Raw genomic sequence first — 12,210 nt, forward strand, 5'->3', positions numbered from 1 at the left:
CGCCCGCGCGCATGAGCCAGCGCCCGCCCGCGCGCGTGAGCCAGCGCCCGTGACACCGGGCGTGCGCGCACCGGGCAGCGGTGCGTCGCGTCGATGCGTCATGATGTGGGGATGACCACGGACGTCGGCGCCCCGTCGCCCTTCCGCGTGTCGTTCGTCTGCAGCGGCAACATCTGCCGCTCCCCGATGGCCGAGATCGTCTTCCAGCGCTTCGTCGACGACGCCGGGATGACCGACCGCTTCCAGGTGCACTCCGCCGGCACCGGCGACTGGCACGTCGGCGAGCCCGCGGACGAGCGGACGATCGCAGCACTCGCGGCGCGCGGATACGATGGAAGCAGGCATCGCGCCCGTCAGTTCGACCCGGACCGGTTCCCGGACCTCGACCTGGTGGTCGCACTCGACCGCTCCCACGAACGCATCCTGCGCTCGTGGGCACCCACGATGGACGACGCCGCGAAGGTGACGCTCCTGCTGCGGTACGACGACGCCTGGCCAGAGCAGGCCGACGTTCCGGACCCGTACTACGCGGACCGGCACGAGTTCGACCGGGTCCTCAGCACGGTCGAACGGGCCTGCCGAGCACTCTTCCACCAGATCGAACCGGCCGTCCGCCAGGGAGCACCATGACCCCCCTTCCCCCGCAGCCGATCAGCCCACTCGACGGGCGGTACTACCCGGTCGTGCACACGGTGGGCGAGCACCTCTCCGAGGCCGGCCTGAACCGCGCCCGCATCACCGTCGAGGTGGAGTGGCTGATCTTCCTGACCGACCACGCGATGTTCACCACGTCGCCGCTCAGCGTCGACGACAAGGCCGCCCTCCGCGCCATCGTCACGGACTTCGGCCAGGCGCAGATCGCCGAGCTCGCGGAGATCGAGGCGACGACCCGCCACGACGTCAAGGCCGTCGAGTACTTCGTCCGCCGCCGGCTGTCCGAGCTCGGCCTCGACGCCATCGCCGAGCTGACGCACTTCGCCTGCACCAGCGAGGACATCAACAACCTCTCCTACGCGCTCACCATCAAGGACGCGACGGAGCACGTCTGGCTGCCCGCGTTCACGGCCGTCGTCGCTCGCCTTCGCGAGGTCGCGCTCGAGCTCCGCGCAGTCCCGATGCTCTCCCACACCCACGGCCAGCCCGCGACGCCGACGACGCTCGGCAAGGAGCTCGCGGTCGTCGTGTACCGGCTCGAGCGCGTGCTCGCCCAGATCGAGGGCAGCGAGTACCTCGGCAAGTTCTCCGGCGCGACCGGCACGTTCTCGGCGCACCTCGCCGCGGACCCCGAGGCCGACTGGCCCACGCTGTCGCGGGAGTTCGTCGAGGGGCTCGGCCTGACGTGGAACCCGCTGACCACGCAGATCGAGTCGCACGACTGGCAGGCCGAGCTGTACGACCGGGTCCGGCACGCGAACCGGATCCTGCACAACCTGGCCACGGACGTGTGGACCTACATCTCGATGGGGTACTTCACGCAGATCCCGGTGGCCGGTGCCACGGGGTCGTCGACGATGCCGCACAAGATCAACCCGATCCGGTTCGAGAACGCCGAGGCGAACCTCGAGATCTCGACGGCCCTGTTCTCCACCCTGTCGGAGACCCTCGTCACGAGCCGCCTGCAGCGCGACCTGACCGACTCCACCACGCAGCGCAACGTCGGCGTCGCGTTCGGGCACTCGCTGCTCGCGCTCGACAACCTCCGTCGCGGGCTCGGCGAGATCTCGGTGAACGTCGAGCGCCTCGCCGAGGACCTCGACGGCAACTGGGAGGTGCTCGGCGAGGCGATCCAGACGGTCATCCGCGCCGAGGTCACCGCCGGCCAGTCCGACATCGAGGACCCCTACGCGATGCTCAAGGAACTCACCCGCGGCAAGCGGATCGGACAGCAGGACCTCGTCGCGTTCGTGAACGGCCTGGACATCTCGGACGGTGCGAAGGCGCGGCTGACGAACCTCACGCCGGCCACGTACACCGGCCTGGCGGACGAGCTGGTCGACCACCTCGACGTCTGAGGTCACGTCCGTCCCGGTGCGGCAGTGCACCTGACGGGAGGCTCGGTGCGGCCCCGCCGCGGGCCGCACCACCTCAGGTGGTGACGTCCAGGGCGGTGGCGACCAGGGCCTCCAGGACGGTGCGGACCACGGGACGGACCATGCGGTCCGGGCGGACCAGCGCTTCGATCCGGCGACCGGCGCGGACGTCGGCCAGCTCCGCGAGGCGGAACCGGCCGGGTGCCCGCGTGCCCGAGGTGTAGCGCGGGACCAGCGCGACACCGTGTCCAGCGGCGACCAGGTTCTCGATCACCGGCAGGTGGATCGTGCGGAACGCGACCTGCGGCGGTGCGTCCGTCGCGGCTGCCATCGCGGTGAGCACGCGGTCGATCGGGTACCCCTCCGGCACACCGATCCACGTCTCGTCGACGACCTCGTCGATCCGGACGCGCTCGTGGCCGGCGAGCCGGTGGCCCTCGGGGAGGGCGACGTCGAGCGGTTCCCGGAGGAGCGGCACCGTCGTCAGCGATGCGCGGTCCGGAGCCGGGGCGCCGTCCGGGCGGTGGCCGACGACGACGTCGTGGTCGGCGGCGAGCGGGGCGAACTCGTCCTCGCTGACGTCCACGTCGGAGAGCACCAGTTCGACGCCGGGGTGCTCACGCATCCTGGTGAGGAGACCGGGGAGCAGCAGTTCCGCGGCGGACGGGAAGATCGCCAGGTCCACCGTCCCGGATGCACCGCCGAGGTGCTCCTGCCAGGCCGCGCCGACGGTCGCGATCGCCGTCGCGACGCCGGTGGCGAGGCCCGCGAGGACCCGGCCGTCCTCGGTCAGCCGCACGCCGCGGCCGACCCGCTCGACCAGTGCGACGCCGACCTGGCGCTGCAGGGTCTGCAACTGCTGCGACACCGCACTCGGCGTGCGGTGGGTGGCTGCCGCGACGGCGGTGACCGATCCGCGCTCGTCGAGTTCCCGGAGGACCGGCAGCAGTGCGATGTCGAAGGCGACCATGCAGGAAACCTACATCGTCGGTGTCGCAACGTTCGCTGGTCCTACCACTTCTCCTGCGCGACGATCGGAGGGTGCTCCTCCGTGATCGTCTCCTCGCCGTGGTCGTCGCCGTCGTCTGGGGACTGAACTTCCCCGCGACGGCGCTCGCCCTCGAGCACTTCCCGCCGTTCCTGCTCGCCGCCCTGCGGTTCACCCTGCTCGCGATCCCGACACTGCTGTTCGTGCCGCGGCCGAAGATGCCGTTCGGGCGGCTCCTGCTGATCGGCTTCGGACTCGGCGTGCTGCAGTTCGCGTTCCTCTACCTCAGCATGGCGTCCGGGATGCCGTCCGGGCTGGCCTCGCTGGTGCTGCAGGCGTCGGCGCCGTTCACCGTCGTGCTCGCCGGGGTGTTCCTCCGCGAGCGCCTGACCGGGCGGCAGGTCGTCGGGGTCACGATCGCCGTGTGCGCACTCGCCGCGATCGCCGTGCACCGCTCGCAGACCGCCGCGCTGCTGCCCGTCGTGCTCGCACTCTGCGGCGCCCTCGGGTGGGCGATCGGCAACGTCGCCACCCGGCGTGCGGGGCCGGTGAACCCACTGCACCTGACGCTGTGGTGGTCCGTCGTCCCGCCGATCCCGATGGCGGTGCTGTCGTTCGTCGTCGAGGGGCCGGCGCGGATGGGACACGCGCTCGGGACCGCGTTCACGCCGTCGGCGCTGCCCGCCGACCTCGGGCTGCTCTACATCGTGCTCGTGGCGTCGCTCGTCGGCTACGGGATCTGGTCGCGGCTGCTCGGCACGTACCCGTCGAGCACCGTCGCGCCGTTCTCGATGCTCGTCCCCGTGGTCGGGGTCCTGGCGTCGTGGGTGGCGTTCGGGGAGGTGCCGGACCTGGTCGAGGTGCTCGCAGGCGCCGTCGTCGTGGGCGGGGTGCTGTGGGCGTCGCGGACAGCGCCGGGCCTGCCGGCTGCTCCGGCTGCGGTGATGGCAGGGGTGGCGGCGGGGGTGGCGGCGGCTGCGGTGGCGGCTGCGTCGAGTGCGCAGACGATGCGGTCTGATGCCGGGTTCGATCACCACGACCGCGCACTCGATCAGCAGACGGAGACCGGCCCGGTCGTGCCGGCGCTCAGCCCCGGTGCTGGCGACGCTCCGCGATGATGCTCGCGAGCGCCCCACGGAGCAGCGGGTACCGGAACTCGTAGCCGGCCTCGACCAGCCGGGCCGGGACGACCCACCGGCTCTTCAGCACGAGCTCCGTCTCCGACCGGATCGCGAACGTCCCCACCTCGAGCACCCACCGCGGGGTCGGCATCCCGAAGCGCCGCCCGACGGAGTCCCGGATGGTCGCCATCACCGTGCGGTTGTCCGACGGGTTGGGGCTCGAGACGTTCACCGGCCCGTCGATCTCCTCGTGGTCCCGGACGAACCGGATCGCGCCGAGGACGTCCGCGATGTGCACCCAGCTGAACTTCTGGCGCCCGCGGGTGTGTCGGTCGTGGTGGTAGGTGCCCGCCGCGAGGCGCCCGGGAGTCGGGAACCACGGCCCGTCGATCTGCGCCCCGCCGAGGCCCGCCTGCGCGAGGCGGAGCAGCGGCACCAGGGCACTGCCATCGCCGAACACGATCGCCATCCGGAGTGCGACACGACGGGTACCGGGCAGGTCCGCGCCGAAGAAGGCGTCTTCCCACGCACGCGCGACCCCGACCGAGAAGCCCTCGCCGAGCTCGCCGGTGACTTCGTCCTGCGGGCGGTCGTCGGCGTGCCGGTAGATCGTCGCGGTGGACGCGTTCAGCCACAGCGGCGGCGGGTGCTCCGACGTGCGGATCGCCTCGGCGAGCTCCAGCGTGGTGTCCACCCGCGATCGGATGATCTCCGCGCGGTTCCGACGGCCGTACCGGCAGTTCACGCTCTTCCCCGCCATGTTCACGACGATCGCGGCGCCGTCCACCAGCTCGCGGATGCGGAGCGTGTTGCCCCACACCGCGTCGCCCGTGCGGCCGATCGTGACGACGTCGTAGCCCTCGTCGCGGAAGGCGTCCCGCAGGTACTGCCCCACGAAGCCGCTCGCCCCCGCGATCACGGCTCGGCCCCTGGTCGTCTCGGTCATCGTGCTCCCCCGTCGGTGTCCGGCGCGATCTCGTCCCGGAACGCCCCCTCGTACCGGTACAGCGTGCCGAGGATCGGCGCCGCCAGCACCAGGGACACGCGCTGCAGGTCGGCTTCGTCATCGAATCGTTCCACGAGCGTCATGGAAGCAATTTGACACGTTGCATATCAGCGTCCAATGTCGCTACGGTTCGGGAGCGGTCGCGCTGTTGCTTCCGCCCATCTCGAAGGGGAATGACAATGGTGTACCCATTCGCCGGAGGCAAGGTGAAACCGCGATGCGCTTGACGCAGAGAGGGTCGGGAGCCCTGCGCCGTCTGTTGATCAGCGTGCCGTTTGCCATCGCCGTCAGCCTCGCGCTCGTGGCCGGCAGCGCGGTGCTCACCACGGCACCCGGTACCGCCGGGCGCTGGGGGAGCATCGTGATCGCCGCGCTGGCCCTCTTCACAGCGATCGTCTACGCGGGCGCGGCGATCCGCCGCAGCGCGGACCAACACTGACGACGCCCTCACACGCTGCCCTGCGCCCGATCGGCGCAGGGCACCGCCGCGTCGGCCAGCCGCTGGTCCCTGGCATGTCCACGGCTGTGCTCCCTACGATTGGGGCATGGGACACGACCACGGGCATGCACACGGGAGCGCCAACGAGCGCGCGCTCCTCGTGGCGTTCTGCATCTCCGCGACGATCCTGCTCGCCGAGGTCGTCGGCGCCGTGGTCACCGGGTCCCTCGCCCTCCTCGTCGACGCCGGGCACATGGTCGTCGACACCGGTGGGATCGGGATCGGCCTCGTCGCCACCCGGCTCGCCCGCCGGTCCCCCACGTCGCAGCGCACCTGGGGCTTCCAGCGCGCCGAGGTCCTGGGGGCCACCGCGCAGGCGGCGATCCTGCTGGCCGTCGGCGTCTACGTCATCATCTCCGCGATCCAGCGGCTGTTCGTGCCGGCGGAGATCCACTCCGGTCCGCTGCTGGTCTTCGGGGTCATCGGGCTCGTCGGCAACCTCGTCGCCTACGCGGTGCTGCTCCGGGCCTCCGGCGAGAACTTCACGTCCCGGGCCGCCCGGCTCGAGGTCCTCAACGACACGCTCGGCTCGGTCGCGGTCATCGGCGCGGCGATCGTGCTCGCGTTCACCGGGTGGGAGCGGGCCGACTCGGTCGCGGCGCTCATCATCGGCGGGCTGATCCTGCCGCGGGCGATCCGGCTGCTCCGCGAGACCGCGAACGTCCTGCTCGAGGCGACTCCCCCCGGTCTCGACCTCGAGGACGTCCGCGGCCACATCCTCGAGCTCGACCACGTGATCGCCGTGCACGACCTGCACGCCACGCTCGTCGCCACCGGGGTGCCGAACCTCACGGCGCACGTGGTGGTGGACGACCACTGCTTCACGACGGCGCACGCCCCGGCGATCCTCGACGAGCTGCAGCAGTGCGTCGCGGAGCACTTCGACGTACCGGTCGAGCACTCCACGTTCCAGCTCGAGCCGGCGTCGCACCGCCGGCACGAGCACGACGTGCACGCGTAGCGGTCGGCGGTCGGGGTCGGGGGTCGGGTCGGCGGTCGGTCGCGGCGCCGTGGTGCCCGCGGGACTGACGCGGAACGACAACGTCGCTGTCGTACGACGACCGCGCTGTCGCATCCCCGCGTCCGCAACATCCGGCGCGCGCAAGGAACGACGCCCACGCTGTCGTACGACGACGGTCCTGTCGTTCGGGGTCAGCCCGGGGCGGGCGTGGGGCGGCCGGGGCGCGGCCCGCGTCAGCAGTCGTCGGAGCGGGTGGGGTACGCGGTGATCACGCGGTCGGTGGTCTCGGACACGATGACCTTCACGAAGCCGTCCGGCGAGGGCGTCGACCCGTCGTCGAACCGCAGTGCCGCCGCGTAGCAGACCTTGCCGTCGCCGGCGTCCTTCGGGAATCCGTCGCGCGGCGCTGTGAGCACCGCCTGCACGGCCGTGAGCATCGCGTCGTCCCAGTCCCGCGAGCCGCTCCCGGCGAGCACGTCCTGCCAGTCCGCGGTGTGCCGCACCCGGATGTGCTCGTACCCCTGGCTCGAGTTCCCGCACTGCATGACCACGTCCCCGAGGGCCGCGGTGTCGTAGCTGGCGACGTCCGCGCGGCTGCTCGTGTCGCAGCGCTGCAGCACGGCGGCACCCGGCAGGTCCGCACCCTGACGGGCGATCACGACCACCCCGTCGGAGGTCGCCTCCGCCGTCGGGGCCGTCGACGCCGACGGCCCGGCGATGACCGGGTCGTCGCTGCCCTGTTGTGCGGTCAGCGCGAACCCGCCGACCACGAGGGCCGCCGCGATGACCGCGGCGACCCCCGTGACGACGGATCGGTTGCGTCGAGACGGCATGCGCCCAGTATGCCGGGAGGCCCGGCGCGCATCAGGCGCGCGCGGCCAGTCGGGCTCCGGCGACGATCGCCAGCGCCGAGACGAGCACCACGTACCCGATGAGGACGGCGAGCGTCGGGAGCACCAGGAGGGCGGCGCCGACCGCCACGACCGGGACCGTCAGGCCCGCGTAGGCGATGAGGAACACCGCGGCGAGGACCCCACCGCGCTGCGCGGGCGCGGCGAGGGCCCCGGCGCTGCCGATGCTGGCTCGGAAGAGCAGGCCGACCCCGGCACCGGCGACGACGCCACCGGCGATGAACCCCGCGACCTGCAGGACCACGGCCGCGGCGGCGAGGACCGCGAGGCCGCCGACCAGGAGCACGACGCCGAGGCGGATCTGCGTGCGCTGCGCCAGCCGGGCGAAGACGAGCTGCGAGACGGCACTCGCGGCGAAGACCCCGAAGGTCGTCGCCCCGGCTGCCAGTCGGTCGGTGACGTGGAAGGTCGTCCCGAGGAACGTCGGCGCGACCGAGGTGAAGAGCCCCTGCACCGCGAAGGCGGCGAACGCTCCCGTGCCTGCGGCCCAGAACGCGGCGGACTTGCCGGCCGGCGCCTGGACGCGCTGGGGACGGTAGGCGACGCGCTCGGCGGGACGGTCGACCGTCTCCGGGACGGCGAGGACCAGTACGAAGGCGACGACCAGGGCGACCACGAAGACCTCGTACGGCACCATGAGCGGCTTGCCGACGAACTCGGCGAGGGCACCGCCGACGAGGGCGCCGAGCGACAGACCGCCGAGGTTCACGACGCCCGCTGCGACGCTGGCGCCCTTCGCGGAGGCCTCGTCCCCGGTCGCCCGGACACGGAGCTCGCCGAGGTGCGCGGTGGCCGTCGCGGTGAGCATGCCGATGCCGAGGCCGGTGACGAGCCGGGCGACGATGAGGCCGCTGACGTCGTTCCACACCAGGAACAGGATCGCCGCGACGATCTCGAGCGCGATGGAGACCAGGATGAGCGGCTTCCGTCCGTGCACGTCGCTGAGGTGTCCGGCGAGCCACAGCGAACCGACGACCCCGACCCCGTACGCGGCGAAGACCACGGTGGTCGTGAACGTCGGGAAGCCGTCCCGCGCCTGGTACAGGACGTAGAGCGGTGCCGGGACGGTCCCGAACGCCATCACCGCGGCGAACGCGAACGCGACGGACCAGAAGCCGATCCCGTGCCGGCGACGGGAGTGTGCTCGGCGGCCGCGGGGTGCGGCGGGCGTGGAACCGGAGGCAGTGAGGGACGTCGCTGCGGTGGGTGTTCCGGCGGTCTCGATGACGGATGACATGCTCCGAGGATCGCGCGTCGCGTCCATCGAGTCCAACGGATCCTCTTGATGGAGATCATCGATCGGGTCGATGATGGCTTCATGGAGACCCGCCTGCTCGAACAGTTCGTCACCGTGGCCACCGAGGGCAGCGTCACCCGTGCCGCTGAACGGCTCTGGGCGGCGCAGTCGACGGTGTCCGCGGGGATCGCCAGCCTCGAGCGCACGTTCGGCGTCCGCCTGTTCGACCGCACCGGCCGGCACCTCGTGCTGACCGCCGTCGGCGAGGACCTGCTCCCGCACGCCCGCGCCGTGCTCGCGACCATCGACCGGATGCAGGACCTCGCGACGACCGACGACGCGGACCTGCGCGGGCGGGTCCGGCTGGGGATCTTCACGAGCATGGACATCGTCGACCTGACCGGGGTCCTGCGGACGTTCAGCGACCGTCACCCCCTGGTGACCGTGGAGCTCCGGACCAGCCCGTCCGGCACCACCGGACTCGTGCAGGACCTGGCCGCCGGCCGACTCGACCTCGCCTACTCCGGGCTGCCGTCGCTCCCCGCGGGGATCGTCGTGGAACCCCTGCGGGAGATGCCGTTCCGGGTGTTCCTCGCCGCCGACCACCCCCTGGCCGGACGGGCGTCGCTGTCCCTGTCGGAGCTCGCGGACGAGTCGTTCATCGACACCGCCCACGGGTTCGGCAACCGGATCATCCTCGACCAGGCGCTCGAGCGGCTCGGGATCCGTCGGCGGATCGTCGCGGAGATGAACGACATGCCCGCGGTGATCCGGTTCGCCACCGCCGGCCTCGGGGTCGGTGTGGTGCCGGACTCCGGTGTCGAGCACGACGGGGTCGCGATCGACCTCGTCGACGAGGTCACCCCGCTCCGCGTGGGACTGGCCATGCGCGCCGACGTCGAGCCGAACCGGGCGGTCCGGGCGCTCGCGCGGGACATCGTGGCCGCGCGCCGCTGACGGGCTCAGCGGCGCGACGGCTCAGGCGTCGAGGAGGGGTGCGACGCGCTCGACCGAGCGGTGCGCAGCGGCGGAGGACGACACGAAGCCGATCGCCACGATGAAGGCGCCGATGCCGACGACGATCCACCACATCGCGTGGGTGGCCACCGCGAAGTCCGCGCCGACGCTGGCCACGGCGCTCGCTCCGGTCACCGTTCCCGCGAGTGCGACGCCGAGCGAGACCCCGGTCTGACGGCTCGTCGAGGCCACGGCAGCGGCCGAGCCGGCCTGTGCGCGGGGCATCCCGGACACCGCGGTGTTCGTGATCGGGGCGTTCACCATGCCGAACCCGAAGCCGAACAGGACGAAGGCTGCCACCAGGACCCCCATCGGCGTGTGCGCGTCGATGGTGGTGAGGACGAGCCCGGCGCCGAGGATGCCGATCCCGGCCAGGACGAGCGGGCCCCTGGTGCCGAAGGACCCGACGAGCCGCCCGGACAGCGGCGACACGAGCATCGTCGCGAGGGCGGCGGGCAGTGTCCAGAGCCCGGCCTCGAACGGGGACATGCCCCGGACCTCCTGCAGGTAGAGCGCGTTGAGGAACAGGAACGCCCCGTTCGCGCCGAACGCCACGATCGCGGTGAGGACGGAGGACGAGAACGGGATGCTGCGGAAGAACCGGACGTCGATGAGTGGTTCGTCGCGTCGGCGTTCGACGACGACGAGCAGCACGAGTGCGGCTGCGGCGACGACGAACAGCCCGAGGGTCCCGACGGAGGTCCAGCCGAGCCGTGGTCCCTCGATCAGCCCGCCGACCAGGGTCGCGAGCAGCACGATGACGATGCCCTGCCCGAGCGGGTCGAGCCGACGGGGCTTCGGGGCGCGGGACTCGGGGACGAACAGGAACGTGAGGACGATCGCGGCGATGCCGATCGGCACGTTGATCCAGAAGATGGCTCGCCAGCCGACGGTGTCGGTGAGGGCACCACCGACGAGGGGGCCGACGCCCATCGAGACGCCGACGACCGCACCCCAGACGCCCACGGCACGTGCCCGCTCCTTGGCGTCGTCGAACGTGGCCGTGATGATCGACATCGCGACGGGGTTCATCATCGAGCCGCCGACGGCCTGCACCATCCGGAACACCACGAGCCAGCCGACACTCGGTGCGACCGAGCAGAGCAGCGACCCGACCGAGAACAGCGCGAGGCCGATCTGGAACGTCCGACGGCGGCCGATCCGGTCAGCGGTCGAGCCCGAGAGCATCAGCAGGCTGGCGAGCACCAGCGTGTAGGCGTCGATCGTCCACTGCAGGCCGGAGATCGTCGAGTGGAGTTCCCGGCCGATGGACGGCAGTGCCACGTTCACCACGGTCGCGTCCATCGAGACGATGAACAGGCTCATGCAGCAGACCGCGAGGATCAGGTACCGGTGGCGGTACCGCGTCGGGAGCTCCTGGTCGCCCTGGACCGGGCGCCGGACGTCAGTGGAAGCCGTCGCCGTCTCCTTCGCCCGGGGTCTTGTGCCCGCCGAGCATGTCGTTGTCGTCCTGGTCGCTCGTCGATGCGAGCTGGAGCATCGCGAGCACCACGACGACCACGATGAACGCGATGCCGAGGAAGATCAGCGCGAGCGTGACCTCACGCGTGGACAGCAGCACGACGAGTCCGGTGAACACCGCGATGATCGCGGAGATCCCGAGGAGTTCGACCGGGCGCAGGCGGTCACGACGGCTGGGGGTGGTCATGCGTGTGGTGCTCCGTCCGGGGAGGCCGCCGGAGCAGCCGTCCCCCACTTGTGCGAGAGGCCGGCGATCACGTGGAAGACCGCCGTGATGGCGAGGTAGGCGCCGAGCAGGCCGACGAGGACGACCGAGGCGTCGAGGGTGCCAGGCACCTGTTCGATGCCGCCGAGCTGCTGCGAGTAGTCCGGCGGCGTCACGAGGAACGCGATCGCCAGGAGCAGCGTCAGACCGCCGACGGTCATCCAGTCGCGGGCGAACGGCGACCGACGCCGGGCGCGGATGCCCTGCGTCAGCTCGAGCGCCCCGGTGAGGACGGCGAACGCGACGACCACGGAGATGAACGCCGGCAGCCCGAGACCGTTGCACGCCACGGCTGCGACACCGGCGAGGACGCTGATGACCGCCTGGACGAGCGCGGTGCGGCGCGAGCGGCCGTCGTCACGCAGCCGGGTGGCGCTGCCGATGCCGAGGACCGCGCCCTCGACGACGGCGAACGCACCGAACAGCAGCAGGCCGTACCCGGCGGCGTGGTTCGACGAGAAGGTGATGACGAGCGCGACGACCGCGGCGGGGACTGCCCGGAGGATGGGGATCGGCCAGTACCGCGCGCGCTGGTGTGCGTCGGCGACGGAGTCGGACACGAGACCTCTTTCGGGCATGCGGATCGTACGATCGATCCTACCGCCGCCCGGGATGTGCCCCGTCCGTGCACGTGGCCTCGGAACTGAGGATGCTCCGACCTGCACCGACGACCGGGGCCGTCAGCGCAGGTCG

The 12,210-nt window shown here is 71.8% G+C and carries 14 protein-coding genes; 6 read left to right on the forward strand and 8 right to left on the reverse strand.

From position 1 onward, the window contains the following. Nucleotides 1–111 precede the first annotated feature (111 nt). Complete coding sequence (locus EDF27_RS01240; protein ID WP_123654651.1) at nucleotides 112–630, forward strand: low molecular weight protein-tyrosine-phosphatase; 519 nt, start codon at nucleotides 112–114, stop codon at nucleotides 628–630. Further along, entirely contained in the window at nucleotides 627–2,012 is a 1,386-nt protein-coding gene (gene purB, locus EDF27_RS01245; protein ID WP_123654652.1) for an adenylosuccinate lyase, read from the forward strand. The genes EDF27_RS01240 and purB overlap by 4 nt, the downstream gene beginning before the upstream one ends. A gap of 73 nt (nucleotides 2,013–2,085) precedes the next feature. Here the strand turns inward: purB and EDF27_RS01250 are convergent, their stop codons facing one another. Then, nucleotides 2,086–3,000, reverse strand: coding sequence for a LysR family transcriptional regulator (locus tag EDF27_RS01250; RefSeq protein ID WP_132046839.1), 915 nt, complete (start codon nucleotides 2,998–3,000; stop codon nucleotides 2,086–2,088). A gap of 71 nt (nucleotides 3,001–3,071) precedes the next feature. Between EDF27_RS01250 and EDF27_RS01255 the strand changes: the two genes are divergently transcribed. Next, nucleotides 3,072–4,136, forward strand: coding sequence for an EamA family transporter (locus tag EDF27_RS01255; RefSeq protein ID WP_243698167.1), 1,065 nt, complete (start codon nucleotides 3,072–3,074; stop codon nucleotides 4,134–4,136). Here EDF27_RS01255 and EDF27_RS01260 read toward each other — a convergent pair. After that, nucleotides 4,105–5,085 carry a DUF1731 domain-containing protein gene (locus EDF27_RS01260; protein WP_132046841.1) on the reverse strand — a complete coding sequence of 327 codons (981 nt, stop codon included), beginning with the start codon at nucleotides 5,083–5,085 and terminating at the stop codon, nucleotides 4,105–4,107. The genes EDF27_RS01255 and EDF27_RS01260 overlap by 32 nt on opposite strands. After that, nucleotides 5,082–5,219, reverse strand: a complete 138-nt coding sequence (locus EDF27_RS19505) for a hypothetical protein (protein WP_165931300.1) — start codon at nucleotides 5,217–5,219, stop codon at nucleotides 5,082–5,084. Before EDF27_RS19505 ends, EDF27_RS01260 begins: the two co-directional genes overlap by 4 nt. A 194-nt stretch (nucleotides 5,220–5,413) precedes the next feature. On the opposite strand from EDF27_RS19505, the gene EDF27_RS19510 reads away from it, so the two are divergent. Both EDF27_RS19510 and EDF27_RS01265 read left to right on the forward strand, forming a co-directional pair. Continuing rightward, a complete protein-coding gene (locus EDF27_RS19510; protein WP_165931301.1) occupies nucleotides 5,414–5,584 on the forward strand; it encodes a hypothetical protein in 171 nt (56 codons plus the stop codon). 106 nt (nucleotides 5,585–5,690) lie between these two features. Beyond that, complete coding sequence (locus tag EDF27_RS01265) at nucleotides 5,691–6,605, forward strand: cation diffusion facilitator family transporter (RefSeq protein ID WP_123654657.1); 915 nt, start codon at nucleotides 5,691–5,693, stop codon at nucleotides 6,603–6,605. Nucleotides 6,606–6,838: 233 nt separating this feature from the next. Here EDF27_RS01265 and EDF27_RS01270 read toward each other — a convergent pair whose 3' ends face one another. After that, nucleotides 6,839–7,438, reverse strand: a complete 600-nt coding sequence (locus EDF27_RS01270) for a hypothetical protein (RefSeq protein WP_123654658.1) — start codon at nucleotides 7,436–7,438, stop codon at nucleotides 6,839–6,841. A 31-nt stretch (nucleotides 7,439–7,469) separates the two neighbouring features. Next, complete coding sequence (locus EDF27_RS01275; protein ID WP_123654659.1) at nucleotides 7,470–8,753, reverse strand: MFS transporter; 1,284 nt, start codon at nucleotides 8,751–8,753, stop codon at nucleotides 7,470–7,472. A gap of 48 nt (nucleotides 8,754–8,801) precedes the next feature. On the opposite strand from EDF27_RS01275, the gene EDF27_RS01280 reads away from it, so the two are divergent. Beyond that, entirely contained in the window at nucleotides 8,802–9,710 is a 909-nt protein-coding gene (locus EDF27_RS01280) for a LysR family transcriptional regulator (protein ID WP_123701254.1), read from the forward strand. Nucleotides 9,711–9,731: 21 nt separating this feature from the next. On the opposite strand, the gene EDF27_RS01285 is transcribed toward EDF27_RS01280, so the two are convergent. The 3 genes from EDF27_RS01285 to EDF27_RS01295 are packed head-to-tail and all read right to left on the reverse strand — an operon-like array spanning nucleotide 9,732 to nucleotide 12,077. After that, entirely contained in the window at nucleotides 9,732–11,117 is a 1,386-nt protein-coding gene (locus EDF27_RS01285; protein WP_347812794.1) for a DHA2 family efflux MFS transporter permease subunit, read from the reverse strand. A 58-nt stretch (nucleotides 11,118–11,175) separates the two neighbouring features. Further along, entirely contained in the window at nucleotides 11,176–11,439 is a 264-nt protein-coding gene (locus EDF27_RS01290) for a hypothetical protein (RefSeq protein ID WP_123701252.1), read from the reverse strand. Then, nucleotides 11,436–12,077, reverse strand: coding sequence for a DUF308 domain-containing protein (locus tag EDF27_RS01295; protein WP_165931302.1), 642 nt, complete (start codon nucleotides 12,075–12,077; stop codon nucleotides 11,436–11,438). Before EDF27_RS01295 ends, EDF27_RS01290 begins: the two co-directional genes overlap by 4 nt. Nucleotides 12,078–12,210: the final 133 nt, after the last annotated feature.

The organism is Curtobacterium sp. PhB136, from assembly GCF_004346855.1.
GTDB lineage: Bacteria > Actinomycetota > Actinomycetes > Actinomycetales > Microbacteriaceae > Curtobacterium.